General features: G+C 64.5%; 24 protein-coding genes. 12 read left to right on the top strand and 12 right to left on the bottom strand.

Features of this window, described 5'->3' with window-relative positions; translation table 11 throughout:
- The first annotated feature begins 29 nt into the window (after nucleotides 1-29).
- The 3 genes from RS901_RS27715 to RS901_RS27705 all read left to right on the top strand — a co-directional run bounded on the left by RS901_RS27715 (nucleotide 30) and on the right by RS901_RS27705 (nucleotide 4,429).
- The gene (locus RS901_RS27715) at nucleotides 30-953 is read left to right on the top strand and encodes a 3-keto-5-aminohexanoate cleavage protein (protein ID WP_316153723.1); all 924 of its coding nucleotides are present in this window, start codon (nucleotides 30-32) and stop codon (nucleotides 951-953) included.
- A 572-nt stretch (nucleotides 954-1,525) separates the two neighbouring features.
- Nucleotides 1,526-3,034 carry an FAD-binding oxidoreductase gene (locus RS901_RS27710; protein WP_316153722.1) on the top strand — a complete coding sequence of 503 codons (1,509 nt, stop codon included), beginning with the start codon at nucleotides 1,526-1,528 and terminating at the stop codon, nucleotides 3,032-3,034.
- 450 nt (nucleotides 3,035-3,484) lie between these two features.
- On the top strand, nucleotides 3,485-4,429 hold the full coding sequence (locus RS901_RS27705) for a histone deacetylase family protein (RefSeq protein WP_316153721.1): 945 nt from the start codon (nucleotides 3,485-3,487) through the stop codon (nucleotides 4,427-4,429).
- Between the two features lie 220 nt (nucleotides 4,430-4,649).
- On the opposite strand, the gene RS901_RS27700 is transcribed toward RS901_RS27705, so the two are convergent.
- A complete protein-coding gene (locus RS901_RS27700; protein WP_316153720.1) occupies nucleotides 4,650-5,219 on the bottom strand; it encodes a YdeI/OmpD-associated family protein in 570 nt (189 codons plus the stop codon).
- A 384-nt stretch (nucleotides 5,220-5,603) separates the two neighbouring features.
- Nucleotides 5,604-6,626: a GlxA family transcriptional regulator gene (locus RS901_RS27695; RefSeq protein WP_316153719.1), complete on the bottom strand. Its 1,023-nt coding sequence runs from the start codon at nucleotides 6,624-6,626 to the stop codon at nucleotides 5,604-5,606.
- 49 nt (nucleotides 6,627-6,675) lie between these two features.
- Here RS901_RS27695 and RS901_RS27690 point away from each other — a divergent pair, with 49 nt between their 5' ends.
- Nucleotides 6,676-7,758, top strand: coding sequence for a DJ-1/PfpI family protein (locus RS901_RS27690; RefSeq protein ID WP_316153718.1), 1,083 nt, complete (start codon nucleotides 6,676-6,678; stop codon nucleotides 7,756-7,758).
- A 294-nt stretch (nucleotides 7,759-8,052) separates the two neighbouring features.
- On the opposite strand, the gene RS901_RS27685 is transcribed toward RS901_RS27690, so the two are convergent.
- Both RS901_RS27685 and RS901_RS27680 read right to left on the bottom strand, forming a co-directional pair.
- Nucleotides 8,053-8,895, bottom strand: coding sequence for a universal stress protein (locus tag RS901_RS27685; RefSeq protein WP_316153717.1), 843 nt, complete (start codon nucleotides 8,893-8,895; stop codon nucleotides 8,053-8,055).
- Between the two features lie 32 nt (nucleotides 8,896-8,927).
- Nucleotides 8,928-9,764, bottom strand: coding sequence for a universal stress protein (locus tag RS901_RS27680; RefSeq protein ID WP_316153716.1), 837 nt, complete (start codon nucleotides 9,762-9,764; stop codon nucleotides 8,928-8,930).
- A 312-nt stretch (nucleotides 9,765-10,076) separates the two neighbouring features.
- On the opposite strand from RS901_RS27680, the gene RS901_RS27675 reads away from it, so the two are divergent.
- From RS901_RS27675 to RS901_RS27665, 3 genes are read left to right on the top strand one after another with little or no spacing between them, the layout of a single operon-like run.
- Complete coding sequence (locus RS901_RS27675) at nucleotides 10,077-10,532, top strand: universal stress protein (protein ID WP_316153715.1); 456 nt, start codon at nucleotides 10,077-10,079, stop codon at nucleotides 10,530-10,532.
- A 40-nt stretch (nucleotides 10,533-10,572) separates the two neighbouring features.
- On the top strand, nucleotides 10,573-11,586 hold the full coding sequence (locus RS901_RS27670; RefSeq protein ID WP_316153714.1) for a zinc-dependent alcohol dehydrogenase family protein: 1,014 nt from the start codon (nucleotides 10,573-10,575) through the stop codon (nucleotides 11,584-11,586).
- A 19-nt stretch (nucleotides 11,587-11,605) separates the two neighbouring features.
- Nucleotides 11,606-12,928 (top strand): phosphoribosyltransferase family protein, encoded by a 1,323-nt coding sequence (locus RS901_RS27665; protein WP_316153713.1) that lies wholly within the window; start codon nucleotides 11,606-11,608, stop codon nucleotides 12,926-12,928.
- A gap of 119 nt (nucleotides 12,929-13,047) precedes the next feature.
- Here RS901_RS27665 and RS901_RS27660 read toward each other — a convergent pair whose 3' ends face one another.
- From RS901_RS27660 to RS901_RS27625, 8 genes are all read right to left on the bottom strand, one after another.
- The gene (locus RS901_RS27660) at nucleotides 13,048-13,224 is read right to left on the bottom strand and encodes a hypothetical protein (RefSeq protein ID WP_200872568.1); all 177 of its coding nucleotides are present in this window, start codon (nucleotides 13,222-13,224) and stop codon (nucleotides 13,048-13,050) included.
- Nucleotides 13,225-13,237: 13 nt separating this feature from the next.
- Nucleotides 13,238-14,230 (bottom strand): hypothetical protein, encoded by a 993-nt coding sequence (locus RS901_RS27655; RefSeq protein ID WP_316153712.1) that lies wholly within the window; start codon nucleotides 14,228-14,230, stop codon nucleotides 13,238-13,240.
- A gap of 16 nt (nucleotides 14,231-14,246) precedes the next feature.
- Nucleotides 14,247-14,531: a DUF3303 domain-containing protein gene (locus RS901_RS27650; RefSeq protein ID WP_316153711.1), complete on the bottom strand. Its 285-nt coding sequence runs from the start codon at nucleotides 14,529-14,531 to the stop codon at nucleotides 14,247-14,249.
- 186 nt (nucleotides 14,532-14,717) lie between these two features.
- Complete coding sequence (locus tag RS901_RS27645) at nucleotides 14,718-15,065, bottom strand: MTH938/NDUFAF3 family protein (protein WP_316153710.1); 348 nt, start codon at nucleotides 15,063-15,065, stop codon at nucleotides 14,718-14,720.
- A 100-nt stretch (nucleotides 15,066-15,165) separates the two neighbouring features.
- Nucleotides 15,166-15,459 (bottom strand): hypothetical protein, encoded by a 294-nt coding sequence (locus tag RS901_RS27640; RefSeq protein WP_316153709.1) that lies wholly within the window; start codon nucleotides 15,457-15,459, stop codon nucleotides 15,166-15,168.
- Nucleotides 15,460-15,760: 301 nt separating this feature from the next.
- A complete protein-coding gene (locus RS901_RS27635; RefSeq protein ID WP_316157309.1) occupies nucleotides 15,761-16,738 on the bottom strand; it encodes a tripartite tricarboxylate transporter substrate binding protein in 978 nt (325 codons plus the stop codon).
- 120 nt (nucleotides 16,739-16,858) lie between these two features.
- Nucleotides 16,859-18,106, bottom strand: a complete 1,248-nt coding sequence (locus RS901_RS27630; RefSeq protein ID WP_316153708.1) for a CoA transferase — start codon at nucleotides 18,104-18,106, stop codon at nucleotides 16,859-16,861.
- Between the two features lie 753 nt (nucleotides 18,107-18,859).
- A complete protein-coding gene (locus RS901_RS27625) occupies nucleotides 18,860-19,174 on the bottom strand; it encodes a high-potential iron-sulfur protein (RefSeq protein WP_316153707.1) in 315 nt (104 codons plus the stop codon).
- Between the two features lie 817 nt (nucleotides 19,175-19,991).
- Between RS901_RS27625 and bcsD the strand changes: the two genes are divergently transcribed.
- From bcsD to bcsB, 5 genes are all read left to right on the top strand, one after another.
- Entirely contained in the window at nucleotides 19,992-20,447 is a 456-nt protein-coding gene (gene bcsD, locus RS901_RS27620; RefSeq protein WP_316153706.1) for a cellulose biosynthesis protein BcsD, read from the top strand.
- Between the two features lie 73 nt (nucleotides 20,448-20,520).
- A complete protein-coding gene (bcsP, locus tag RS901_RS27615; RefSeq protein ID WP_316153705.1) occupies nucleotides 20,521-21,102 on the top strand; it encodes a cellulose biosynthesis protein BcsP in 582 nt (193 codons plus the stop codon).
- The gene (gene bcsQ, locus RS901_RS27610; RefSeq protein WP_316153704.1) at nucleotides 21,099-21,872 is read left to right on the top strand and encodes a cellulose biosynthesis protein BcsQ; all 774 of its coding nucleotides are present in this window, start codon (nucleotides 21,099-21,101) and stop codon (nucleotides 21,870-21,872) included. Before bcsP ends, bcsQ begins: the two co-directional genes overlap by 4 nt.
- Nucleotides 21,869-24,064, top strand: coding sequence for a UDP-forming cellulose synthase catalytic subunit (gene bcsA, locus RS901_RS27605; protein WP_316153703.1), 2,196 nt, complete (start codon nucleotides 21,869-21,871; stop codon nucleotides 24,062-24,064). The genes bcsQ and bcsA overlap by 4 nt, the downstream gene beginning before the upstream one ends.
- Nucleotides 24,065-24,150: 86 nt before the next feature.
- Nucleotides 24,151-26,472 carry a cellulose biosynthesis cyclic di-GMP-binding regulatory protein BcsB gene (gene bcsB / locus RS901_RS27600; RefSeq protein ID WP_316153702.1) on the top strand — a complete coding sequence of 774 codons (2,322 nt, stop codon included), beginning with the start codon at nucleotides 24,151-24,153 and terminating at the stop codon, nucleotides 26,470-26,472.
- The last annotated feature ends 52 nt before the right edge of the window (nucleotides 26,473-26,524 follow it).

Below are 26,524 nucleotides of genomic sequence, written 5' to 3'. Positions count from 1 at the left end.
TGTGGCTCTACAACTCTAAGGAACAGAAAATGGGAAGCAAGAAGGTAATCGTGCTCGTCGCCCCGACCGGCGGCATGGCATTCAAGTCGCAGAATCCCCACCTGCCCACGCAACCGGCTGAGATTGCGCGGGATGTCTATGACTGCTACAACGCGGGGGCCAGTGTTGCTGCAATCCACGCGCGTTTGCCGAGCGACCTGGCGACATGCAATGCGGACATCTACCGCGATATCAATACCCGTATCCGGGACAAATGCGACATTGTCATCAACAACTCGACTGGCGGCGGCATCCATGGTGACATGGTGAAGCCGTTCGAGGACGGACTGTTCGACACCGTCTGGACTGAGCGTCTGAAGGGCATGGATGCGGGGGCTGAGATGTGCACGCTCGATGCCTGTACGATGAACGCCACATTCAACGGCACGGAAGTCCTGCTCAATACGCCACCTTCGCGCTGCCGCGAACTTGCCCGGGGCATGAAGGAGCGTGGCATCAAGCCGGAATGGGAAGTCTTCAACCCGGCGCATATCCTGCAGGACGTAGCCAGTCTGATCGAGCAGGGCTTTGATGAGCCCCCTTACATCATCAATATGGTGCTCAACGCGCATCGCGGCTTTCAGAACGCGATGCCGTATACCCCGCGAGTGCTGCAATCCATGGTCGACCTGCTACCCAACGACAGCGTGTTCTGCGTGAGCGGAATCGGCCCGGCGCAGCTCCCTGCAGGGATCAATGCTCTGCTGCTTGGGGGCGCGATCATCCGTGTAGGCCTGGAAGATAACCTATATTACCGGCAAGGCGAACTGGCGACCAACGTCGCGCTGGTCGAACGGACCGTGCGGCTGTTGCGTGAAATGGACTATGACATTGCTTCCCCTGCGGAAGCGCGCCAGATGCTTGGATTGCCGCGGAAGGACGTGAGGACTCGACCGGATTTTGCCCTGCTGTGACAGGGCATCCGCTTGACGTGCCTTGGCAACGCATGGCTGCGGACGTTTGCCCGCGCATGCGCGGGGGCATTCAATATCGGTACTGCACTAGACCGTGGCCTATTTCATGTTCAGAGCAGGGTGAGCGCATTTTTTATCGGCGCTCACGTCGCTATGGCAATGCGAAACGCAATGACCGCTCCTCCGGCTATTGCCGCCGCTCGGCCTGGCCGCGCCAGACGGCAGAGATGGGTCGAAAACGGAAGTCCATGGTTGCGGCGGCCCTGCGACTGACGAACTTCCGCGTTCGGCCATGAGCAGTCCGCCGTATTCCGCTGGCAGAGGTCCGCTTACCAGGGGCGAGCCGCCGTCCATGCGGCTACCGCGAGCGGCGACTCGTCGGCCCAGACACCGTTCACATCGTTTCGTTAGCAAACAATTGGGATTAGGGGATCGCCACGGCTCGTACGTGCAACCGACGGAGCTATTCAATTACCTTCTGTCGTGTTCAGTTATGCTCTCCGGAATACCATGTCCGCTCACGGTGAGACGCCCTAAAGGCCGCCGCGCGACGCAGACAGGAGCACAGGCGAATGAACAACAACACACAATCAGAACCCGCGTCAGACGCGCCGCACCATCTCACGCGCCGGAGGCTGCTGCAGGCGAGCATGGCAGGTGTAGCGGTCACTACGCTGCGACCGTGGCTGTCGTGGGCTGTGCCATCAGGCGTCCTCGTCAACGACGTCACGCTCCTCAACCCTGTCTGGGTAGACCGGTTGCTGGCTCCGCGGACGACGGACGAGATCCAGCAGGCGCTTGCCACATGGGACGGCCCGGTCTGCATCGGAGGCGGGCGCTACAGCATGGGCGGACAGATTGCTACTGAACATAGTCTGCACCTCGACATGCGTCAGTTCAATCGAGTGCTTTATTACTCGCCAGAGAAAAGGGTCGTGCGCGTGCAAACCGGCATACGGTGGCGCGACCTTCAGTCGGTGATAGACCAGCACGATCTTTCAGTGAAAATCATGCAGAGCTACGCCAACTTCACGGTCGGCGGGGCGCTGTCGGTCAATGCCCACGGGCGCTACGTCGGCGCAGGTCCAGTTATCAACTCGGTGCGCGCCTTGCAGCTCGTGCTCGCCGACGGCTCGGTGGTGGACGCATCCCGCGACACCAACGCCGACCTGTTCCACGCTGCCATTGGTGGCTATGGTGCGCTGGGGATCATCACTGAGGCCGAATTGGACCTCGCGCCCAATGTCATCATGGAACGTAAGGTACGCCGCATGCCGGTTGCCGACTACCCCAGATTTTTCAACGACCAAGTACGCGGGAACAAACTGGCTGTCTTGCACAACGCCGATTTGGTACCACCTGACTTCGACCAAGCCACTTCCGTCACCTGGCTCAGTAGCGACAAGGCCCTGACCGTCTCTGACCGGCTAGTCCCGCCGGGGCAATCGTACAAATTCGACCAGGCCATCATGTGGGGCGTAGCTAAGCTGCCTGGCGGTCAGTCGCTCCGCAAGGACGTCGTAGACCCGCTGCGCTACCTCAGCCAGCCAGTCGTGAGGCGCAATTACGAGGCGAGCCTGGATGTCGCGTCGCTCGGACCGATTGCCACCGGAAACAGCACCTACGCTCTTCAGGAGTATTTTGTACCAATAGCCCAGTTTGACGCCTTTGTACTGCGCATGGCCGCAATACTGCGGACGCATCGAGCGCACTCCGTCAACGTTTCCGTTCGCCACGCTCCCTCCGACCATGGCTCCTTGCTGGGCTGGGCACGTGAAGAGGTTTTTTCATTCGTACTTTATTATTGGCAGCGGGTGTCCGCGAAGGAGCGCGAGAAAGTCGGCACGTGGACACGCGAGCTCATCGATGCGGCGCTTTCGCTCGGGGGCACCTATTACCTGCCGTATCAACTGCATGCGACGCCCGAGCAGTTTGCGCGTGCCTATCCCAATGCGCCGCGCCTTTTTGCACTTAAGGCACAAGTGGATCCGAGTAACCGATTTCGGAACAAGCTGTGGGATAAGTACATCCCTGGGAGCGTGAGCTCCGTCTCATGCCGAGCGCGGAGCGGACAGTCGTAGACTTTGCCTGAGCGGCGCTAACGGGTCGGCTAGAGACCTTCTCTTCGCGGATGAACGGCGGTTCATGAACGTTCGGCGGAAAGAGCCCGCCGAAGACCAAATGCGACAAGATCAAGCCCCCGGCCAAGCGCCGGGCACAAACGGCAGCGGCTCTTAGCCGGCTGGACCTGGAGCGGGCCATCGCGGCTTCGACCGCCCCCTGAGCGGACTCTGCCACTTCCGGCTAGCGCCACCGTCCGACGGGGCCACCCATCAAAACGATAACTACCACGCACAAAACGCACGACCGTGCCGGGCTGGCGCTGCGACTCTTCAAAAAACGGCTGGACAGTTGGTGTTCACGTTCTCCTGATATATTACATATCTGAAGGGATTGCCGTGACGATCGACGTAGGCCACCGGTTGCGATTCAGGGAACGCGTCGCCGGTTGAAACCGAGCACAGCCGAACATGACAACTACGATTATTTATACCCACACCGCGTGTATCGAACACCGCCCCGGGCCGCACCATCCGGAGTCGCCCGAACGCCTGAGAGCCGTCGTGCAGGCGTTGCGAACGCCGGAGTTCGCTTCGCTGGAATGGCGCGATGCGCCAATGGGCACCGTCGAGCAGTTGCAATTGATCCACGATTCGCACTACATCGATGAGATCGCGCAAAGCGCCCCCACCCAGGGATACGTGCCGCTGGACGCGGGCGATACGGTCATGTCTTCGGGCTCGTGGGAAGCCGTCTTGCGCTGCGTCGGCGCTGCTTGCGCGGGTGTCGATGCGGTGATGGACGGCCAGGCGCGTAACGTGTTCTGCGCGACGCGGCCGTGCGGCCATCACGCTGAACCAGCGAAGGCAATGGGCTTTTGCATTTTCAACCAGGCGGCGATCGCGGCAGCCTACGCCTATGAGGTCCACAAACTCGAGCGCGTCGCTGTGGTCGATTTCGATGTGCATCACGGCAATGGAACGCAGGCAGCATTCTTCGACCGCCCGGAGCTGTTCTATGCATCCAGCCACCAGTCGCCTTTCTATCCCGGTACTGGAGCCCGGTCCGAGACAGGGGTGAACCACAATATTGTCAACGTTCCATTGCCTCGCGGCTGTGAACCGGCGCAGTTCCGTGCCGCGATTTCCGCCCTCGTGCTTCCCTCGCTAAGGGCGTTCGCCCCCCAAATCCTCATTGTCTCCGCGGGATTCGACGCGCACCGCCTGGATCCCCTCGCTGGCATGAACCTGGAGGACAGCGACTTCCATTGGATCACCACGGAACTAATGCGGATTGCCGACGAGACGTGCGACGGCCGCATCGTCTCGATTCTGGAAGGAGGCTATAGCCTTGACGCATTGGCCACGAGTACGAAGGCTCATGTCAGCGCTCTGATGCAGCTCGATGCCGAGTGAACAGACAGCGGTGCGACCGCGTTCAGCGCTGATAGTACTTCGTCGCGCATGACGCTTGCCCCGGAACTCTTCATGACACTGTTCAGCGTTGCACGCACGGTCCGACCGGTGTCTCGGCCACCGATCTATATGCGAGCGGATGGTTAAATCCGCCAGCCGAAGCGGCCATTAGGGGCTATATGCCCCCGTTTTGGCAAAATCTCCGTCAGAAGCGCAAGATCTATGGATAGAAGGTTTCGCCACGGTTCAGCATGTTGACGAATTCCTCGATTTTACGCGCCCTTGTTTCTGGCTTTTTGGCATTCTGCACCCGAAACAGGATGGCATAGCGGTTACGGCTGTTCAGTGTTGCAAAAAACTTCTTGGCTCCCGGATTTGCGTCCAAAGCCACCTGTAGGTCGTCCGGCACTATCGAGTTACTGGCCGACGTATAAGCAGCCTTCCAGCGGCCGTCCTTCCTAGCCTTCTCGATTTCGCGCATGCCGGGCGGGCGCATTCTGCCTGCGGCGATCAGCGCTTCAGCCCTGTCTTTGTTGAGTTTGGACCAGATGCTTTTTGCGGAGCGTGGGGTGAAGCGTTGTAACCAGTATTTCTCGCTCTCAGCCTGCTTTTGACCGTCAATCCAGCCATAGCAGAGGGCGCTTTCCAACGCCTGTTCGTAGGTTATGGTTCGCTGCTCGGTGCCTTTTTTCGCTAGACGCAGCCATGCTCCGGTCGATGTGGTGCCGTTTTGCCCTAACCAGCTTTCCCATTCGGTCTGACTGGTAAATGTTAGAGCGCATTCGGTCATGTCACTATCCTGAATGGTTGAGTACATGTGCGGGGAAGGCGTCCGCAGTCTAACAGTGCTTATACGGACATCAACGTCCTTGGTGCGACCAAAGACCGGTCGCTCAGTAGCCAGTAGCCCGTCGGCTGGTTTGGATCGGGAAGAGACAACTGGCTTGCGACTGGCAGAGGCCAGGCGCTCGGCCCTCGATTCAGGTCACCGACAGCAATTCCGCATCAAGAAGATCGGTCCCGTATGAATTGTCAATCGCACAGAGCCGATTGCCCTCTGGCCCCTTCCCGAAGACGTACGTCGCACGTCTGCTCGATGCGACGGCAACACCCGCTGCATCGAGCGAGTTGAGCACCGCGTCTCCAGTGCCGCAGAAGCTTGGGATTAACGGACTCACGATGAAAGGCCGCCTTTCGAGCGATATACGTCTGGTGTGGCACCCATTTGCCGGCCGAATGCACGTTGAAAGGCGTCGACTGACTGAAAGCCGCTTTCCCGTGCGATCTTCTCCTGCGGCCAGTCAGTGTGCACAAGTAGCGCTGCAGCACGATCGACGCGCGCCCCCGAGACAAATGCGGCCGGTGTGCTGCCGGTCTCGGCCATAAACGTTCTCGCCAGATTGCGTGGACTCATGCAGGCCCGCCTGGCCAGTGCCTCCACGGACAGATCCTCTGTCAGGTTGCCCATCATCCATGCCACGAGTTCTTGCATGCGGGGCGCGGCTTTGGCCTGCGCGGCAAGCGCCCGGCTTTCTTGCTGGTCGGTACTTCCGCGCACCATGAAGACGGCGAGGTTGCGGGCGATATCAAGCGCCACCGCCTGCCCGAGGTCGGCGGCAATCATCGCCAGCGTCATGTCGAGGCCCGTCGTTACACCGGCCGACGTCCACACAGGGCCATCGCACACGTAAATGCGGTCGTGCAGTACCGTGGTCTCCCGGAACATCGATTGGAGCATTGCGCATGCATTTCGATGCGTTGTGCATTGACGGCCATCGAGCAGGCCGGCTGCTGCCAGCGCGAACGCCCCCGTACACACACTCGCCACCCGCCGGACATCGGGCGCCGTGCGCGCGACCCATTGGCCAACCCCTTGCGCCGTGATGGCCGCGCGCAACGCGGGTTCATCGCCGCCCGCCACGATCAGGGTGTCGATGGCGCCGGTAAGGGCATGAAGCGCTGCTGTTGTGGCAATGGTGAGCCCCGCGTTGGTCTTGACATCCCCACCCGATGGCGACGCGATCGTGAGCCGATAAGCGCCGGGTACGCAATCCGCGGCCTTGCTGATCGCGCTGGCCGGCCCGGCGACGTCGATCGCCTCGACACCGTCGAACACAATCAGCACCACGTGGCGCGGCATCACGGTTGCATCCGTGGCACTGGCGGAAAGTGCGGCATTGTTGTCGTTGTTGGTCATCGTAGGGGGGCGTACCCTGCTGGCAGCATTCATGCGTCGAGAAAGAAGTATGCCATTCCCATTCAGATTCGTTGTGATCGCCAGCATGTTGATGGGCGCTACGACAGTACATGCGATGGATTCTGTCGCTGCCAGTGACACGGCCGTCCCGGCGCCGCGCCATGCCAAGCCAGTCATTGCAGTACTCGCGCTCAATGAGGGCACCGAGACCACCGACTTCCTCGTCCCATACGCGATACTCCACCGTGCGAACATAGCCGCCGTAGAGGCTGTGGCGCCACGGCGCGGGCGTGTTTCGCTGATGCCCGCGCTGACGGTTGAGCTTCAGGATGACCTTGCTTCTTTCGATAACCGCTCTCCGGACGGTGCGGACTACGTGATCGTGCCTGCGATGCATGCGGACGACGACCCCGTCATCGTCGGGTGGATTCGTGCCCAGGCCGCGAAAGGCGCGGTAATCGTCGCGATCTGCTCCGGCGCGCTGGTCGTCGGCAAGGCCGGCTTGCTCGATGGTCGCCGGTTCGCGGGACACTGGTATGACAGGAACAAGCTACGGGAACGGCATCCCGGCGCCACCCATGTTCCCAATCGCCGCTACATTGCCGACCGCGGCGTCGTGTCGACCACGGGCGTAACCGCCTCGGTGCCCGTCAGCGTGGCAATCGTCGAAGCGATTGCCGGGCCAGCTCGTGCGGCTGCGGTGGCGCAATCGCTCGGCTTACGCACATGGGGGACCACGCATGACAGTGCCCCATTCCGGATCGACGCCAGTCGAGTCCTGGCGCTGGTCGTCAATAGCGTCGCATTCTGGCGGCGCGAGACCATCGCCATTCCGGTAAGCGATGGCGTCGATGACATTCAGCTCGCGCTGACGGCGGATGCCTGGTCTCGCACCTACCGATCACAGGCCCTGGCCGAAGCGAGCCGCGCAGTGAAGATGCGCAGCGGCCTGACGCTGGTGCCGACATCGCCTTTGGCCGGCAATGGCACATACCGGGTTTCCCTGCCGGCGGACAGGCTGCCCGTCATGCAACTGCACGAGACGCTTGCCGATATTGGCAGGCGCTATGGCGTCGCCACGCGCGAACTGGTCAAACTGGAGCTGGAGTACGGTACCCAAGATGGGTTCTGATTCCTCTCGCGCGCTCACTGCCCTGCTATCCGACGCGTCCCAAAGCCCCCTGAGGGCATGACCTGACCGCGCCGAACCGGATTTTCCCCTCTTGCTGCAGCGCCTATCTGCCGGAGCACACGGCGGAGTTTTTGGGGAAGGAATATGGCGGGCTGATGCCGGGGCGGCGCGTGGCTTGAGGTACAGGAGGGTTGACCGGGATTCGAAAACGCTTTGCCACATTCCGGTCGGAACCCGCCGGGCGGGGGCGAGGCCCTCGCGCCCCGTCAGTGCCCGATCGGCGGTGGTCACGCCTCAGTGCGACATGAAGACTGGCAATCCTGACTGGCGCAGCAGGGCGCGGGTGGTGCCACCCAGCACAAGCTCCCTCAGCCGGGAGCGGCCATATCCGCCGGCGACCAGCAGGTCGGCCTGAACCTTGGCCGCAAGTTGTGGCAGCAGGTGGTCGGGATCGCCCTCTCCGACAAGCAGATTGGCCTGGATGCCATGGCTGAGCAGCCATGCTGTCAGCCGATCCGCGCTGTCACGATAGGCCTCTTTCTCACCGGCAGCGCTGTGCTTGCCAGCGCTGACCACCAGGACGGTAACGGCGCTGGCATGCACAAGCCACGGCAGTGCGTCCGCGACCGCCCGCGCAGCCTCCCGGCCGCCGTTCCATGCGATGGCGACATGGCCACCAACTCGCGGGCCGGACGCGCCCGGCACCAGCAGGATGGGCCGGCCTGCATTGAGCATCGCATACTCCGCGGCCCCGGCCAGCAAAGCCGGCACTTCTGCCTGCGCCGAGCGCGATGCGGGCAGGATGAGATCGGCGAAGCGGCCCGCGTCGGCAAGCGCCCAGCCAGACTCGGCTTCGACAACGATGTGCCGGGTGGGAATGGCCGGCGACACTTGCCTGGTCAGCGTGTCGAGTGCGTTCTTGTGAGCGGCAGCCATTTTGTGCAAATGGCTCGCGGCAAGCACGGCGTATTGCCCGGCTTCTTCGCCTGCCCCACGAAACGGCTCCAGGTGCGTTCCTGTTGCCGTCAGTCCGACCACGCTGCCGCCGGACTTTTCGGCAAGCCGGGCCGCCGTTTCAATGCGCGCGGACCGAGCAGCATCTTCGCTGAGGTCAACAAGGATGGTTCTGAAGTCCATGACGTGATTCCACTCTTTGGTTTGACTTCGCATCATCGTGAAAACAGCACCGGTGCCGTCATCGAGTCAAGCAGCGTATGCGTGACACCGCCCAGCACCAGTTCCCGCATGCGACCGTGTCCGTAGGCACCCATCACGATCAGGTCGGCATTGAAATCCGCCGCGCGCGAAAGGATGAGTTCGCCGATGGTCAGGTCAGCCCCACCGGGACCGTGCTCGATTTCCACGGCGACGCCGTGGCGCTCCAGCACGCGTGCGGCGTGGCCAACCGGGGTGGCGTCGGCTCTTGCCTCCTTGGCCGCGGTCTGTGCGCAAAGAATGCACGCCTGTGCGCCGGCCATCAGCGGCACCGCGTCGTGCAGCGCCCGCGCCGCCTCGCGGCTGCCATTCCACGCCACGATAACGCGCGTACCCAGCGTTGGAAAGGTGCCCGTGCACGGCACCACGAGCGTCGGCCGGCCAGTCTCCAGCAGCAGCGATTCCAGTAGCTGTCGGGCCACCGGACCTTCGGTATTGCCGGGGTCGTACTGGCCGGCAACGACCAGGCTGGCCTCGCGGGCCTCGCGCAGCACGGATGCCACGGCCCCCAGCTCCGCAGCGCGCCACTCCGCGCGCACTGGCATGGCCTGGGTTGCAGCCAGAAACTGCGCCCGGACGTCTTCCCTGACCTGCTTGCGCCGGGCCAGATCGTCCGCAACATATTGCTGCGCGCCGTCCATAAGATAGAACCAGGCAGGATCGGGAATGAAACCGGCGTACATGCCGATCAGATGGCACTGGCTGGCCGCCGCAACGCGCCCCGCCACTTCGAGCCGCTGCCGTGCCTGCGGATTGCTGTCCAGATGAACCAGGATGCTGTCGTAAGCCATGTTCGCCCTCTTGCTCCACTACAGACCAGTCTAGGCAGCAAGGCCGACCGGCGCTTGACCCGGATCAACGGTCCTGCCCTGCGGCGACATGGCTCACGTATCGCCCTCGTGTGCGGTGGAGGCTACTGCGAGCAAAGGGTATGAGGAGCCGCCAAGCAAGGTGGTCATCACTCCAGTTCGGGTTGCGATCAATAACTCGCCACGGCGGCCGCTTCAGGTTGACGCATGTCAAGCGCGTATCGAGGCCGGCGTCTACGCTGAATGCAGCGAATCCCAACATTGAGCACGCCCTTGCCCCTCAGGAGACCCATCATGTACCAGCGCATCCTGCTCGCCGTCGACGGCAGCCGTTCTTCCGACCTGGCACTTAGCCAGGCCATCATCATCGCCAAGGCAACCGGAGCCGAGGTCAAGGCGTTGTTCGTGGTAGACGACAGCGATGTGTTCTTCGAGGCTAGTTACTTCAACCCCAAGGAACTGATCGACAACATCACCGCGCACGGCCGCAAGGCGCTGGATGCCGCCACGGCCAAACTCAGCGAAGCAGGCGTGCGCAACTCGGTGAAACTGGATGAAAAGCCGGTGGCGCCCGGCCGGATCTCGCTGACCATTGTCACCGAAGCCGATGCGTGGAATGCCGACCTGATCGTGCTTGGCACCCACGGCCGCCGCGGCGTCCGGCGCCTGCTGATGGGCAGCGTGTCGGAAGGCGTGCTTGCCAAGACCAGCAAGCCCGTGCTCCTGGTCCGCAGCGAAGTCGAAGGTTAGGCGCGCCACGGCGCCACGGACGGCGTAGGAGTGCCAGGCCATGCCCCACCAAACCATGCGTGCGATGGTCTTCGAGGGCGCAGGCCTGCCGCTGCGCCTTCACGAGTTGCCGGTTCCCGACCCCGGGCCCGGCGAACTTCGCATCGCCGTGGGGGCTTGCGGGGTGTGCCGGACCGACCTGCATATCACCGACGGCGACCTGTGCCATCCCAAGCCGGTGCTCATCCCGGGACATGAAATCGTCGGACAGGTGGATTCGTGCGGCGCCGGTGTCACCGCCTTCAAGCCGGGCGACCGCGTGGGTGTGCCCTGGCTCGGACATACCTGTGGCCGTTGTCGCTTCTGCCTGCGTCATCACGAAAATCTTTGCGACATGCCGCTATTCACTGGTTATACCCGCGATGGCGGCTATGCAGAGTACGTTATTGCCGACAGCGGCTATTGCTTCCGGATTCCGCCTGGCTACGATGACGAACACGCCGCACCATTACTCTGCGCCGGCCTGATCGGCTACCGGACGCTGCGCATGGCGGGCGTAGCCAGCCATGCACACCGCATCGGCATCTACGGCTTCGGCGCCGCCGCCCACCTGGTGACGCAGATCGCGGTGGCACAAGGCCGCGAAGTCTACGCCTTCACCCGCGCGGGCGATGCAGGCGCCCAGCAACTCGCATACCAGTCCGGCGCGTGCTGGGCCGGCTCGAGCGAGCTCCAGTCGCCCGTGCCGCTGGACGCCGCGCTGATTTTCGCGCCGGTGGGCGCGCTGGTTCCCAAAGCGCTGCGCGCCGTGGACAAGGGTGGCATCGTGGTCTGTGGCGGAATTCATATGAGCGATATCCCAGGCATGCCTTACCAGCTGCTTTGGGAAGAAAGGCGCCTGTGTTCCGTAGCCAACCTCACGCGTGCCGACGGCATCGCGATGATGGATATCGCCGCCCGGACCCCGCTGCATACGCACACCACCGCGTATCCGTTGGAGCAGGCCAACGAAGCGCTGGCCGACCTGCGCGAGGGCCGGCTTACCGGCGCCGCCGTCCTGAAACTCCGTCAATAGATCCTTGGCAGCTATATCAATGAGCCGTTACCAGACACGCTTTCAGGCGCGTGAGCATGCGGGCTCGGAACTGGCCTGGGCGTTGCGCGCGTATCGGGGAACCGGTGCCCTGGTCCTGGCGATTCCGCGCGGTGGCGTGCCGGTCGGGCGCGTTGTGGCCGACGCACTGGGCGCTGACTTCGACCTGGTGATGGCGCGCAGGATCGCTCCTGGCGTAGCACTGGACGACTCTGGCGCGACATGGTGCACGGACGCAACGAACGCAAATGGCGGCGCCAACAGCCAGCGTGATGCCCAGTTCGACCAGCTTCGCAGGCAGCGCGCCGTGTATGCGCCGGTTCGCAAGCTAGCGGATCCGGGCGGTCGCGTGGTGATCGTCGTGGATGACGGCCTGGTGAGCGGCGCAACGATGTATGCGGCGCTCGCAAGCCTGCGCAAGCGGCACCCTGCCCGGCTCATATGCGCGCTCCCGATCGCCACCCCAGCCGGGCTGGACCGGGTCCGCGCGCTGGCCGACGAAGTCATCTGCCTGGATACACCGGACCGCATCGAAAACCTCGCGCACTTCTATCATGAGTTCCAGTTGGTCAGCGACGACCGCGTCCGGCAGTTGACAGGGATACCGCCAGCGCAACCCCAGACCCGCGCCCGGCCAAGTGCGGTGGCGGGCGTGCCATCGTTGAGCAAGGCGATGCTGATTCCGTATCAGACTTCGCGGCTCCGGGCCATGCTCGAATCGGCGCCGAACCCGATCGGCGTCGCGGTGATGGTGCATGCCGGTGGCGCGCAACGCCGCGCAGCCCGCAGCCAATACCTGGCACGCAAGCTACGCGCGAAAGGATTCGCCACCTTGCTCGTAGACCTGCAGCCTGACAGCCGCGTCGACGACGCGCCGGAATCGGACGTCGATGAGCTGGTGGCAAGACTGGACCAGACCTTGAGCTTCCTGCGTACCGGGACGCCATGCGCAAGCTTGCCTGTGGGCCTGCTCAGCACCGGCACCGCCGCGGCGGCAGCCCTGCGCTCGGCCGCGTGCAGCGTGACGCAACTCAGCGCTGTAGCCTGTGTTGCGGGGCGGCTGGATCTCGCGGGCAGCGCAACCCTGCAGCAGCTCGAAATCCCTGCCTTGCTGATCTGTGCCAGCGGCAATCCAAAAGACATTCAGATCAACAATCTTGCATTCGAACAGATGCATTGTCCGCGGCAATTGAGGCTCATCCCGACCAGCGGCCGCGGATTTGAAGACCCCAGGGCCCTGGAAGACATCGCGGCACTCACGATAGGCTGGTTCGAGCGGCACCTTGCGCCCCCATCTCGTCCCGGCCTGGGTTACGGCGGATGACAATGCCTGGCGGGTCATGCTCCGCAGCAGTCTTATCAAGCCGCAGCTTGCATATCCCCTCGGACTGAGGCGGATGACTGGCGCGGGCGCTACGAGCGGTAGTCAAGGGTTGCAGGTGCCTACTTGCCGCCGACGCCGACCTTGCCGCGCCCGACCTTTCGATGCGGCACACAGGGGCGCAGCCTCTTCCTGGAGCCAGCCGTCAACGTGACGTGCTCCGCAGGGTAGCGGGTCGTCCTGTGCGGCGCGGCCTGATAGGCGGAATGGCCCGGATCGATGCGCTTGATAGCTGACATGACTGACACCTCCTCAGAGGATTCTAGTCCGAAACGGCACGGCGCTTATGCCGCCTGTCGCTAGCAGCCCATGGGCGCTGATCTCGGGACGCTCACCAGTGAGGGGCCCATGACCGCAACATGCCAGACAGGCGCGGCAAACGTCTCCATCAAGGCAATCGAGGACGCGATCAACGCGTGGCGCAACCGTAGCAGTGCCCTGCTCGACGAATCGACGCCCGCCTCGCAGCTCACGGCCGGCTTGCCGCAGCGGCAGCGGCAGCGGCAGCGGCAGCGGCAGCGATGAGACCGCATGGCTTAGCGACTGATAGCTCTGGTGCAGCATCGATTGGATGATTGCCCAGTCCGCGTCCGTCATGTCGCCCGCTTCTGCGCGAGCATCGCGAAGCAGCATCGCTTGCGCGCGCAGCCGCCCGTGTTCGCGCGTGGCATTCGCGGACACCATGTACAGCGACGCCGCCGCTTCCGCGCAAGCGTTGGTCAACGCATCGGGCCCATAACGCTCATGCTCCCGATGCACGATCCACCATTCCAGTTCCAGCCTGGTGGTTCGGGCGATGTCGAAGTTGCGGTCCCCCGTGTTGTGGATCAGGGTGAAATAGGTCTGCAGCGCGGGCATCGCCTTTTCGTAGTCGCTGCGCTGCTTCCCCTCTTTGAAGGTGAAGGCGGCGGAGGCGCCGTAATAGGCGCCGACGTACGACCTCAGCCACGGAAACCGATACTGCGTGCGCAGGGTCTGCGCCAGTTCAAGGAAGAGCGAGACGGGTCGGCGATCGTAGTACGAGCGCCACATCGTCGTTTCCAGCGTGCCGGTCGCGATCGGATCGAAGCGGCTCAGGTCGCGGTGCCATGGCCAGAAAAGATCGGCTGCGGCATAGCCGATCAGTAACAATAGCGCGACCAGGATCGTCCGTCTCGAACGTCCTGGCCGGGCAGCAGTCGGATAGCGCCTCAGGCCGCGAAGGGAGGCGTGCCGGGTTGTGTGCATGTCGAGTCGCGTTGCCATGCAACAAGCGCCTGGTCTATTTCTTGGCTACGCGCCCGAAGACGGCGGCCAGCTCGGCATCTTCCAGGACCGGCATGATCTCCAGCTCCATCAGATCGCTCCACTGATAGGCGAACTCGGTGAGCTTGGCCGCATCGTCGGTTTCGAGCAGATCGAAGCCCGACCCGAGATCGGCGCTGGTCCATCTCCCCAGCAACTGGACGCCCTCCGGCGGTAGCCCGCCGGTTCGCAGAAAGCGCTCGATTGCTTCGGCGCGCTGCTCCGTATCCGGAGCCCAATGGAAGGTCATCATGAATTTCATGGCGGCATCTCCTGATGGTGGTGTCTCACCTCCTCCTACTTCTATATACGTTTTGGCGCGCCATGCGGATGCGAGCGAGCGCGCGCGTCTCCGCGCGTGGCGAAATGGGGGAGTTTGTGACCTGTCGGGGATGCCCGGAACGGACGCCGCCCGACGCCTGTCACCCGACGCGGTCGGCTGGTCGCGCTAGCAGGTGAGGTGCAGGATCGCGTTGGCGCCTTTGGGGTTCGCCGCGAGCGTCTCGATGGCGTCGGCTGTCGGCTGGATGACCAGCTCGACATGGCGCCGTTTTGCCTCGCGCTTCACCTCGTCCATCACCGGCAACGCGCCGGTTCCGGTGCCGACCACGAGTTTGCTGCAGTTCCAGGGGATGTCTTCCTGGATCGACAGCGGCGTGTGGCCGAACGCTTCGCGGAATGGCTTGGAGGGGCCCTTCCTGCGTTTGCGGACCTTGCCGTGGTCGATGACTACGTCGTGGTCGTATGTGACGCCGTCGATACTGATGGTGCCGAAGGAGAATGATTCAAACCGCATTTAGGGCTCCTCTGCGATTCGGGTGCGCGTTGCTGTGCGCGGTGGCTGGCCTTTGCGTGCGCCCGCTCTGGTCGGCAGACAGGCTGGCGAGGTGGTGCGGTCATCCGGCGCGTTGCGCGGGGTGCTGCAGGCCGGCCTTCAGTTCCTCGCGTTCGGTAAAGGTCGGGTTGGCCTGCCAGCCGACTAGTTCGTCGTGCCAGCTCTCCCACGCGTTCTCGTCGAACTCGAAGTCCTCATCCAGCCGCCCGCCGTCGCGCAAATAAGCGCCGATCACCTGCGTGCCATCCCAGTAGGCAACGGCCACGTCGGAGAAATCGGCAGTGGTTCCGATCGGCATGTCGCGAAGCAACATTGCCAGGTTTGCCTTGAACGCTCGGAATTCTTGGTGGGTCATGGCGGGCTCCGGTGCGGGAGCGGAAGATGATGGAAGGTTGCACCTGATCTTTCGGCGCGTCAATTTGGAGCGTTGACCGGCACACTTAGGGCCGCCGAAAAAGTCGACAAGAGCTGACCGGCCCACAACTGGCGGAGATCGCTTGCCGGCCATTCACGGACGCCCAAGCAAGCGCCGGTGAATGACCGGAATCCGTCTACAGAGGGTGTCCATGCCAACCAGTCATATGGCGTCGGGCACCTGTTTCGACACCGCAACTGGCACCGGGCACGCCATTGCAGCGTGCCCGGCTTGCTGGCCCTTACTCGACCGCGATGCCTTTGTCGCGGATTACCTTGCCCCACTTGGCATAGTCCTGCTGGATGCGCTGGGCCATCTGTGCCGGCGCCTGGTAGTTGGCAATGGCACCGGCCTTCAGCAGCTTGTCCTGGACATCCTTGTCGGCCAGGATCTTGCCGACCTCGCCGGCGACGCGGTCCACCACCTCTTTGGGCGTTCCCGGCGGCGCCAGCAGGCCGCCCCAGGAAACGGCGTCGTAGCCCTTGAAGCCTTGCTCGGCAATGGTCTTGACGTCGGGCAGCATGCTCACGCGCTGCGGCGAGCCGACCGCGATGGCACGCAGCTTGCCCGCCTGGATGTGCGGCAGCGCGGCGACGAGGTCGGCGTACATGATCGGGACCTGGCCACCGAGGGTGTCGCTGATCGCGGGCACGCCGCCCTTGTAGGGCACGTGCTGCATCTCGAAGCCGCCCATCTGCTTGAGCAGTTCCATGCTCAGGTGCCCGAAGCTGCCCGCGCCGGAGCTGGTGTAGTTGAGCTTGCCCGGCTGTGACTTAGCCTGTGCGATCAGCTTGGGCAGGTCCGTCACGTTGGGCAGCAGCGTCGGGTTGACCACCACCACGATCGGAAGGTCATAGACGGTGGCCACGGGCGTGAAGTCCCTGGTCGTGTCGTAGCCCGCCTTCTTGTACAGGTGCGGCGCCAGCAGCGTGGGCGTGGCCAGCATCATCAGCGTGTAGCCGTCGGGCGCGCTCTTGGCCACCTGGGCGGCAGCGATGGAACCCGATGCACCGGCGCGGTTCTCCACCACCACCGGCTGCTTGAGGCGCTCGGCCAGCTTCTGGCCGACGATGCGCGACGCCGTATCCGTGGGCCCGCCCGGCGGGAACGGCACGATGAGCTTGATCGGCTTGCTCGGCCAGGATTGCGCGAAAGCGCTGCCGACCAGCAGCGGCACCGCGGCCAGGGCCAGGATGGCACGACGCCGGGAGTGGACCATACGGGTGAAATTTCGAGTATGCACGATTGTTGTTCCAGTTGAATCAGTGCAAGGGAACCCAAGCCCCCTTGCCGGGCAGGCCTGCGCGGACGTCCATGTCCGTCCGCGCGGCGCGAATGCTCAGGCCTGCTGTGGTGCCTCGGGCAGCGTCAGCACGCCGCGGGCCTGCAGTTCCTGCAGCTGGTCATCGCTCATCTGCAGCAGGCTTTGCAGTACCGCCCGCGTGCCCTCGCCCAGCGTCGGCGGCGCGTTGCGGATCGGCAGGCGCTGGCCATCCAGGCGGTAAGGGGGCGCGAACACGTGCGTGCTGCCTGCCACGGGATGAGGCATCTCGCGCAGCAGGCCGCCCTCGCGGGTCCGCTCGCTGGTCAATGCCTCGTGCAGTCCCGCCACCTTGCCGCAGGGAATGCCGCAGGCCGTCATGCGCTCCAGCAGCAGGTCGCGCGCAAAACCGCGGATCAGGCCCGTGATCAGCGGGGTCAAGGTCTCGCGGTTCTTGGCGCGCTCCACATTGGTGGCATAGCGCGGGTCCTCGACGATGTCCGGACGCTCGATGACCTGGCGGCAGAACTTGTCGAACTGGCTGTTGTTGCCCACGGCGATGATCAGCGGGCCATCGGCGGACTCGAACATGCCATAGGGCACGATGGACGGATGGGCATTGCCATAGCGTGCGGGGTCGCGCCCGAGCAGCATGGCGTCCAGGCCGTAGTAGCCGGTGACCATCAGGCCGCAGTCGTACAGCGCCATCTCGATCAGCTGGCCCTTGCCCTTGCGCTCGCGGCGGAACAAGGCCGCCAGCACCGCCTGCGCGGCATACATGCCGGTCATCAGGTCCACCACGGCTACGCCGAACTTCAGCGGCGGCGTGTCGGCTTCGCCGTTGAGCGCCATGAGCCCGGCCTCACCCTGGATCACCAGGTCATAACCGGGACGCTTGGCCTCGGGGCCGCTGGTGTTGTATCCGGAAACCGCGCAGTAGATCAGCTCCGGCTTGATGGCCTTGAGTTGTTCGTAGCCGAGGCCCAGCTTCTCGGCCCCGCCGGTCTTGAAATTGTGGATGACCACGTCGAACTGCGGCAGCAGGTCGTAAACGATCTGCACGCCTTCCTTGCTCTGCAGATCCAGCGTGATGGACCGCTTGTTGCGGTTCATGCTGTTGTAGTAGGTGGTCTCGGTCTTGCCGATGCGCATGCCCCAGTCGCGCGTGTCGTCGCCGCGGCCGGGGTGTTCCACCTTGACCACCTCTGCGCCGAAATCGGCCAGGACCTGGCCACACAGGGGCCCCGCAAACACACGCGACAGGTCGAGTACACGCACGCCCTCAAGCGGGAAGTCGATGCCTTGGGATTGGTCAGGCCTTTGCATTGTTTGTCTCCATGGGCTGTTTCGAGGCACGAGCCGTCTGTGAATAATCGTAGCTTATGTCGGGCTGGCGCCACGCGATGCCGGCAGGGCCGCCGCAGCGCAGCACCCTGGATGCGGCGTGCCGGAATCGCGAATGTCGGTGCCGGCGATGAAGACTGCAGTGCATCGCCGACGACGGTGCGACAGAAGGAAGCGGAAGCTTCCTCGGACGTGGGCTGGTCCCCATCGCGGTCAGCCTAGCATTCTTGCTTGGATAACACCGCTATACAATCCCGATTCAAATTGACAAAATGTTCAATAAGATTTGACAGTGAATCGGGCCGCCGAGGCGCCGTTCGTCGGCGACCTTGACTCGAAGTTGTGCTTACTTGAGCAAGAAGGCGGTCCTGATTGCACCGCCCCTCTCCTCCGCAGGTCAGGGCTGGCTCTTTGGAGCCGACGCAGGGTGGCTACGCGTGACCGCTGCCGAAGCGCCTTGGCCGCCTGCACGCCCCATATTACGGTCAACGTCGCCGTGAGCTGCGCTCTTGTCCTTTTTGGCGCTCTCGCCGGAGGCGCCGCTGGCGGCCTGCCCAGACGACTCCGCGCGCCTGCCAGTGTCAGTCCCAGGTGTTGGAGGGGAGCCGTAGCCGCCGCCCTGGGCCCAAGCCGCAACAGCCGTAAGCGAAAGGGCGGCGAGGAAGGCTGGCTTTTTCATTGCTGTCTCCGTTCATGTGAGATAGCGCGCTTAGAGATAGAGGCGTATTAGATTTTTCAAACCTTTTTCACGTAAGAGTTGCACCAACCGTTTGCTGCGACCTGCTTACTACCGAAAATGGGACAGGGTCCCCACGCGTCGCCGGCTTTTCCTTGAAACAATTGGCAGTTGCTGCACTTCTGGCTCGCCTCGTGCTTTGGAAATTTGGCCTTATCGACCTTCGTTGTTTCGTGCTTGTATCCCAGTGAGACGGCTTGTGGATCGTTCTCGTCAAGCTTCCCCGCTTGTGCATTTGCCGGGGACTCGATGCCACCCACTGCGGCCGCAACAACGCCCGATATACCCTTCAAAAATGTTCGTCGAGTAGTCATCGCAGCACCTCCAGTCAAGACATCGTTGGTCAGCTTGTATTCGCCTCCCATCCTTTCACGCTAGACGTTCGAGCGGCAAACACAAGCCATGAGGCACGCTTTGCTTCGAGCCGAAAAGTGCAGCGGAAGCCGCTGCGACCGGCATAACCCAGCGTCGCCCCCTGGGACAGCGCCGCGGCGGCAAACAGCCGATCGTCGGCGTCGGCAGGCAGAGCCGCCGGCCGGCATAGCGGAACAACTGATGACGGGACAGCGCACGCGCCTGGTCGCAGAAAAGCCAGTTGGATTGCCGCCCCAGCGCGTCGATCGATCCGAAAGCGCTCACTGGATCGCCGCGACATCGATGTCGGTCAGCGCAAAGTACCGCTCCCAATCTCTTCGAGGCACTCGCGCCCCTTCACGATGCACTGCTGCCTAGCATCTTTAGATTTTTTGCATGCCCTTCTTCCGTCTTATATCCCGTCAATCTATTGAAAGCTGTGCTTGCGCCTGCTGGCGGCTCCGGTTCACGCTGTTCTCCCGATTGCCAGCATCGCATCGACGTCAATGACGCAAGAGTCGCGCTGAACCATTGCGCATACTTCTCGCGGATATCGGGGCGATAAAGGCCCGGTGGCGAATCAGGATTCCCCCATGTTCGCAAATTGCGTTTCCCCGCTTTAGCAGGGGGAGGCTTCCCACCGCGGATGGAAGCTGTCAGGCTCGCCTACTGGGTTCCGCGCAATCCGGAATTGCGGAAGCCGGAACCGCCAGTTGGCTTGCGCGCCTCAGCACGGGCGCGGCCGCGCCAGGTATTTATAAGACAGAATTCTTTGGGATGAATCAAGCGATCTTGCAGTATCTGACCGAGCGCCACTGCTCCTCGCAATGGCGTGACGTGCTGACGGCGTTGGCCGAGGAACTCTCAGGGGTGATGGACCCGCCCAGCCTGCGCGCCCTCATGTGGCGCGTTGGCGTGCGATTTGCCCAGCGGTTTGATCCGGGCAACTGTGCCACGCTGGCCGAACTCGAGCGGGCGCTTGCGCAGATCTGGCTGGACGTGGACTGGGGGTGGGCCAGCATCGAGGATGCTGGCGGCGCGCTGGTGATCCGGCATTACTGCGCGCCGCTGCAGGCGGCGCTTGGCGAGTCATCTGGCAGCTGGTCGCCGGCCTTCCTGGAAGGGGCCTACCAGCATTGGTTTCGCATGCTGGGTTCGTCCGAAACCCTGAAGGTCAGCCAAAGTACGCCGATCGATGCTACCGGGTGCCTGGAATTCCGGTTTGGCCGTTGAGGCGACGCGGGACCGCGCTGCCGGGCCGGGACTCTCCCCCAAGCAACAGCACTCCTCTCCGTGAGTCAGAACCATGAGCCAGTTAGACGACCTGTCCCAGCTGTTCCAGCGCTTTGGGGGCAAGGCGGAAGCCTATAAAGAGATCGTGCGCGACGACGCCGCGGCGCAAGCGCGCGAGCGTTGGCCGCTGCTGTCGGCGGTGCGGGTGGATGGCCCCGCCCTCGTGCCGCCGGTGCATGCCACCGCACAGCCTGCGGCGGCACCCGTTGCGCCCGTGGCGTCGCCGGCCATGACGGCCGCAGCAAGGCCGATGGCAAGACCGGTCGTGGCGCCCGCGATGGCGCCGCGCTTCCGCACGCCCGAAGGCATGCCGCCCGCTTCAGGTCCCGCTTCAGGTCCCGCATCTGGCCCGGCATCCGGTCTCGTTCCGGCTGCCGAGCCTGCAGCAGCCACCAGCCCGGCCGCCATCTGGACGCCCACACCCGAGGCCGCCGAGCCACAGCGGGCAAGCCCGGTCCAGCCTGCCCAGCCGGTCGCCGCCGGAACCGAACTGTCGCGCGTGTTCGCCCGGCTCGAAGGCCGTCCGGAGCCGGCTCCGGCCAGCGAGCGGGTGCCCGCCCGCCGTTCCTTCCTCGATCGGCTCAAACACTCGTGAAAATCATTGCAGTCGTATCGGCCAAGGGCGGTGTGGGCAAGACCACGCTGTCGGCCAACCTCGCCGAAGCCCTGGCCATGGCCGGCGAGCACGTCCTCGCCGTCGACCTTGACCCGCAGAATGCATTGCGCCTGCATTTCGGCATGCCGCCGCACGAGGTGTCGGGCCACGCACGCGCCATGCTGGCAGCCGAGGCCTGGCAGCAGAGCATGTACCGCGGCCGCTCGCGCGTGGTGCTGATGCCGTTCGGCTCGCTCAACGAAGGGGACCGCTCCGCCTTCGAGGCCCATCTGGTCACCCATCCTGGCTGGCTGCGCACGCAGCTCGGCACGCTGGGCCTGGGGCGCGACGACGTGGTGGTCATCGATACGCCGCCGGGCCCTTCGCCCTATATGCGGCAGGCGCTGTCGTGCGCGCAGCTTTGCGTGATGGTCTCGCTGCCGGACGCCGCCTCGTACGCCACCATGCCCCTGATGGAAGACCTGATCCGCACCTATTGCGAAGGCCGTCCCGATTATCTTGGCCACGTGCTGGTCATCAACCAGGTGGACGTGAGCCGCCAGCTTGGCAAGGACGTGGTGCAAGTGCTGCGCGCCCAGCTCGGCGAGCGAGTGCTGGGGGTCATCCACCAGGACCAGGCCGTGGCCGAGGCGCTTGCCTACGACCGCAGCGTGCTCGAGTACAACCCCCACAGCCAGGCCACGCACGACCTGCAGCACTGCGCCGCGTGGCTGCGCCGCGTCATGGCGGCCCATGGAGCAGCCGCGTGAAGCCAGACCAGTCCACGCGCGCCCCCAACGCGTTGTCGGCGGCCTTGCAGCGTTGCGGCAATGCCCTGGTGGAACTGCCGCTGTGGAACAGCAGGCCGGTACGCACCCTGGCGCTGGTGCTGGCGCTGTGCATGTTTGCGCTGGTGGTCACGGTGCCGCTGGAATTCTGGCAGCAGGTCGGCTTTGTCACGGCCTGCATCGTGCTGGCCTTGTGGCTGAACCGGGTCAAGGGTCATCTCGCCACCCTGATGATGGTGGTGCTGTCGGTCGCGGTGTCCAGCCGCTATATGTACTGGCGGCTGACGGAGACGATAGGCCTGGGCAACTGGGTCGACGCGGCGTTCGGCATCGGCCTGGTGCTGGCCGAGCTGTATGCCTTCGTGGTTCTCCTGCTCGGCTACTTCCAGACGGCCTGGCCGCTGAAGCGCCGCCCGGTGCCGATGCCCGCGGACAGCACCACCTGGCCCACCGTCGACATCTTCATCCCCACCTACAACGAGCCGCTGTCGGTGGTGAAGCCCACGGTGTTCGCCGCCATGTCGATGGACTGGCCGCGCGACAAGATCAACGTCTACGTGCTCGACGACGGCCGCCGCGAGGAGTTCCGCGCGTTCTGCGAGAAGGTGGGCGTCACCCACGTGACGCGCAACCACAACCGCCACGCCAAGGCCGGCAACATCAACGAGGCGCTCAAGAACACCCACGGCGAGTACGTGGCGATCTTCGACTGCGACCACATTCCCACGCGCTCCTTCCTGCAGATCTGCATGGGCTGGTTCATCAAGGACCGCAAGCTTGCCATGCTGCAGACGCCGCACTATTTCTTCTCGCCCGATCCGTTCGAGAAGAACCTGCGCACTTTCCAGGAGGTGCCCAACGAGGGCGAGTTGTTCTATGGCCTGGTGCAGGACGGCAACGACCTGTGGGACGCCACCTTCTTCTGCGGCTCGTGCGCCATCATCCGCCGCGCGCCGCTGCTCGAAGTGGGCGGCATTGCGGTCGAGACCGTGACCGAGGACGCCCACACCGCGCTCAAGCTGCACCGCAAGGGCTACGGCACGGCCTACCTGGCGATTCCGCAGGCGGCGGGGCTGGCCACCGAAAGCCTGTCCGGCCACGTCGGCCAGCGCATCCGGTGGGCGCGCGGCATGGCACAGATCTGCCGGGTGGACAACCCGCTGCTCGGCCCGGGCCTGTCGCTGCCGCAGCGGCTGTGCTACCTCAACGCCATGCTGCACTTCTTCTACGGGCTGCCGCGGCTGGTGTTCCTGACCGCGCCGCTGGCCTACCTGCTGTTCGGCGCGCACGTGATACAGGCCTCGGCGCTGACCATCGCCATCTTCGCGCTGCCGCACATGCTGCACGCGAACATGACCAACTCGCGCATTCAGGGTAAGTTCCGTCATTCCTTCTGGAACGAGGTCTACGAATCGGTGCTGGCGTGGTACATCATGCGCCCGGTGCTGGTGGCCTTTGTCAACCCGGCGGCCGGCAAGTTCAACGTGACGCCCAAGGGCGGCGTGATCGAGGAAGCGTACTTCGACTGGGTCATCTCGCGCCCCTACCTGGTGCTGCTGCTGTTCAACCTCCTGGGCGTGGTGGCGGGCCTGCTGCGGCTGTTCCTGTGGCACCAGGAGGCCACCACGGTGGTGCTCAACCTGACCTGGACCTTCTACAACCTCATCATCCTGGGCGCGTCCATTGCCGCGGCCAGCGAGACGCGCCAGATCCGCGAGGCGCACCGCGTGGCGATGAAGCTGCCCGCCACGCTGCACTTCGGCGACGGCCGCGCCGTGGTATGCGAAACCATCGACTTTGCCGAAGGCGGCATCGGCATCCGGCTGCCGCATGGCGTCGAGGCCCGGGTGGGCGAGCCAGTGCAGATCTCACTGTACCTGCAACACGACGAGCACATGTTCCCCGCCAGGGTGGTGTTCCAGGGCGAGTCGCACACCGGACTGGTGCTGGCGGAGATGAGCCCGCGCGAGGAGATGGCCTTCATCCAGTGCACCTTCGCCCGCGCCGACGCCTGGATCGATTCGTGGGGCCGCAAGCGCCCGGACGCGCCCGGGATGGCGGCCGGCCAGATCCTGCGCATCGGCCTGCTCGGCTTCCATAACGTGATGTTCCACCTGAGCCGCGAGATGCGCCGGCTGCTGCGCCGGCCCGAGCCCGGCGCTTCCGCCAATTGACCAGCCAGAGCCGTTCACGCGCCGCGTCCCGTCGGGCGGCGGCGCGCCAAGCACCACACGCAACGGACCACCGGCACAAGAAGAGAATGCGTTTGAACCAGACACCGCGCCTGCCCGCACTCACCCGCATGGGCACCCTGTTCGCGCTCGCCATGCTGGCGGTGCACCCCGCCGGCGCACAGCGCCCCGCTCAGCCCGATACCTTGCGCGACACGGTTGCCGCGCAGGCGGTTGCCGGTCCCGCACCCGCCGCGCCGCGCAGCGGCAGCCGCACCGTGCAAATCCCGCTCAAGCAGCTCGGCGCCGACGCCCCGTTCCAGTTGCGCGGGGTTGACGCCATCAACGGCGTGCCGTTCTCGATCCGGGCCGACGAAGTGGTTACCGCGGCCAGGCTCAAGCTGCGCTATACATACTCGCCCGCGCTGATCCCTTCGCTCTCGCACATCAACGTCATGGTCAACGGCGAGGTCGCTGCCACCGTGCCGGTGCCCAGGGAAACCGCGGGCACCAGCCTGGAGCGCGACCTCACCATCGAGCCGCGCCTGATCACCGAGTTCAACCGGCTCAACCTGCAGCTGATCGGCCACTACACCACTGAGTGCGAGGACCCCTTCCACTCCAGCCTGTGGGCCACTGTGGGCAACAGCAGCGTGCTGGAGCTGACGCTCGCGCCGGTGGCGCTGGCCAATGAGCTCTCGCTGCTGCCGCTGCCATTCTTCGACCGCCGCGACGTGGGCCGCCTCAGGCTGCCCTTCGTGTTCGCGGGCCAGCCCTCGGCCGCCACGCTGGAAGCCGCCGGCGCGGTGTCGTCGTGGTTCGGCGCGCTGGCCGGCTACCGCGGGGCATCGTTTGCCGCCTCCCTCAACCAGGTGCCCGCCAGCGGCAACGCAGTGGTGTTTGTCACCAACGACGAAAAGCCGGCCGGCGTGGCGGTGCCGGCCATCAACGGGCCTGCGCTCGCGGTGGTGCCGAATCCCGCCAATGCCAACGCCAAGTTGCTGCTGGTGATGGGCCGCGACAGCGCCGAGCTCAAGACCGCCGCGCGCGCGCTCACGCTGGGCGCGCGCGCTCTCTCCGGCCAGAGCGCCACCATCAGCAAGCTCGACGAGGGCGCGCCGCGCGTGCCGTACGACGCGCCCAACTGGATCCGCAGCGACCGCCCGGTGCGCTTCGGCGAACTCGTCGAGTTGCGCGACCTCAACGTCTCGGGCTACAACCCCGACCTGGTGCGCGTAAACTTCCGCCTGCCGCCGGACTTGTTCGGCTGGCGCAGCAAGGGTATCCCGATCGACCTGAAGTACCGCTACACGCCGCGCCCGGTGGTGGACAAGTCCACGCTCAACATCAACGTCAACCAGCAGTTCCTGCGCGCCTACGCCCTGCGTTCGGTCAAGAACCCGGACGGCCGCGCCAGCCAGCTGCTGGCCAGGGTGTTGCCGGACGGCTCGGTGCCGGTGGATGAGCGCATCGAGCTGCCACTGTTCATGCTGCCCGCGCAGTCGCAGCTGCAGTTCCATTTCTACTACGACTATCTCAAGCAGGGCGCCTGCAAGGACGTGCTGATCGACAACGTCAAGGGCGCCATCGATCCCGACTCCACCATCGACGTCTCTGGCCTGCCGCACTTTATCGCGCTGCCGGACCTGGCGGTGTTCGGCAACAGCGGCTTCCCCTTCACGCGCCTGGCCGACCTCGCCGAGACCGCGGTGATCCTTCCGGACAAGCCCGGCGCCGAGGACTACTCCGCCTATCTCACGCTGATGGGCCGCATGGGCGAATCCACCGGCTACCCCGCCACCGGCGTGGCGGTGGCCGGCGCGGCCCAGGTCGGGAAGATGGCCGCGCGCGACCTGCTGGTGATCGGCACCACGCAGAACCAGCCGCTGTTCAGCCAATGGGCCGAGCGCATGCCGGTGTCGCTGGCGGGCAATGAAAAAAACTTCGCGCTGACCGACATCGTCTCCACCGTGATGGGCTGGTGGAACGGCGCCGACGGCACCCGCAACCGTCCCGTGGAGACGCGCCTGTCGCTCACCAGCGCCAGCACGGACGCCGTGCTCAGCGGTTTCGAGTCGCCGCTGGCGTCCGGGCGCAGCGTGGTGGCGCTGGCCAGCAATGCGCCCCAGGGCCTGCAGGCGATGACGGAGGTGCTGCTCGATCCCGACCAGGTGAAGCGCGTGCAAGGCAGCCTGGCGCTGGTACACGGCAAGGAGGTCGAAAGCCTGGCGGCGCAGCAGAACTACCATGTGGGCAAGCTGCCGCCGTGGACCTATGCGCAGTGGTGGCTGTCGCGGCGGTCGCTGACCATGGTGCCGATGATCGGCGGCGCCGTGCTGCTGCTGGCGGCCTTGCTGTTCGTCTCGTTGCGCGCGCGCGCCAACCGGCGCAAGCGGGGAGAACCCACGTGAACATCAACCAGCCGCGCCGCCGCTGGCTGGCGCGCCTGCCGGGGCTTGGCGC

Source organism: Cupriavidus sp. BIC8F (assembly GCF_032465815.1).
Lineage (GTDB): Bacteria > Pseudomonadota > Gammaproteobacteria > Burkholderiales > Burkholderiaceae > Cupriavidus > Cupriavidus necator.
This window is presented reverse-complemented; position numbering and strand designations above follow the sequence as displayed.

Excerpts from the sequence above, each read along its gene's own strand:
- RS901_RS27665 (WP_316153713.1), top strand. The coding sequence starts at position 11,606 with ATGAGCCGTTACCAGACACGCTTTCAGGCGCGTGAGCATGCGGGCTCG.
- RS901_RS27715 (WP_316153723.1), top strand. The coding sequence starts at position 30 with ATGGGAAGCAAGAAGGTAATCGTGCTCGTCGCCCCGACCGGCGGCATG.
- RS901_RS27675 (WP_316153715.1), top strand. The coding sequence starts at position 10,077 with ATGTACCAGCGCATCCTGCTCGCCGTCGACGGCAGCCGTTCTTCCGAC.
- RS901_RS27655 (WP_316153712.1), bottom strand. The coding sequence starts at position 14,230 with ATGGCAACGCGACTCGACATGCACACAACCCGGCACGCCTCCCTTCGC.
- RS901_RS27660 (WP_200872568.1), bottom strand. The coding sequence starts at position 13,224 with ATGTCAGCTATCAAGCGCATCGATCCGGGCCATTCCGCCTATCAGGCC.
- RS901_RS27635 (WP_316157309.1), bottom strand. The coding sequence starts at position 16,738 with ATGGTCCACTCCCGGCGTCGTGCCATCCTGGCCCTGGCCGCGGTGCCG.
- RS901_RS27700 (WP_316153720.1), bottom strand. The coding sequence starts at position 5,219 with ATGACCGAATGCGCTCTAACATTTACCAGTCAGACCGAATGGGAAAGC.
- RS901_RS27625 (WP_316153707.1), bottom strand. The coding sequence starts at position 19,174 with ATGACTACTCGACGAACATTTTTGAAGGGTATATCGGGCGTTGTTGCG.
- RS901_RS27695 (WP_316153719.1), bottom strand. The coding sequence starts at position 6,626 with ATGACCAACAACGACAACAATGCCGCACTTTCCGCCAGTGCCACGGAT.
- RS901_RS27680 (WP_316153716.1), bottom strand. The coding sequence starts at position 9,764 with ATGGCTTACGACAGCATCCTGGTTCATCTGGACAGCAATCCGCAGGCA.
- RS901_RS27690 (WP_316153718.1), top strand. The coding sequence starts at position 6,676 with ATGCCATTCCCATTCAGATTCGTTGTGATCGCCAGCATGTTGATGGGC.
- RS901_RS27645 (WP_316153710.1), bottom strand. The coding sequence starts at position 15,065 with ATGCGGTTTGAATCATTCTCCTTCGGCACCATCAGTATCGACGGCGTC.
- RS901_RS27685 (WP_316153717.1), bottom strand. The coding sequence starts at position 8,895 with ATGGACTTCAGAACCATCCTTGTTGACCTCAGCGAAGATGCTGCTCGG.
- RS901_RS27670 (WP_316153714.1), top strand. The coding sequence starts at position 10,573 with ATGCCCCACCAAACCATGCGTGCGATGGTCTTCGAGGGCGCAGGCCTG.
- RS901_RS27630 (WP_316153708.1), bottom strand. The coding sequence starts at position 18,106 with ATGCAAAGGCCTGACCAATCCCAAGGCATCGACTTCCCGCTTGAGGGC.
- bcsB (WP_316153702.1), top strand. The coding sequence starts at position 24,151 with ATGCGTTTGAACCAGACACCGCGCCTGCCCGCACTCACCCGCATGGGC.
- RS901_RS27710 (WP_316153722.1), top strand. The coding sequence starts at position 1,526 with ATGAACAACAACACACAATCAGAACCCGCGTCAGACGCGCCGCACCAT.
- bcsD (WP_316153706.1), top strand. The coding sequence starts at position 19,992 with ATGAATCAAGCGATCTTGCAGTATCTGACCGAGCGCCACTGCTCCTCG.
- bcsP (WP_316153705.1), top strand. The coding sequence starts at position 20,521 with ATGAGCCAGTTAGACGACCTGTCCCAGCTGTTCCAGCGCTTTGGGGGC.
- RS901_RS27650 (WP_316153711.1), bottom strand. The coding sequence starts at position 14,531 with ATGAAATTCATGATGACCTTCCATTGGGCTCCGGATACGGAGCAGCGC.
- RS901_RS27640 (WP_316153709.1), bottom strand. The coding sequence starts at position 15,459 with ATGACCCACCAAGAATTCCGAGCGTTCAAGGCAAACCTGGCAATGTTG.
- RS901_RS27705 (WP_316153721.1), top strand. The coding sequence starts at position 3,485 with ATGACAACTACGATTATTTATACCCACACCGCGTGTATCGAACACCGC.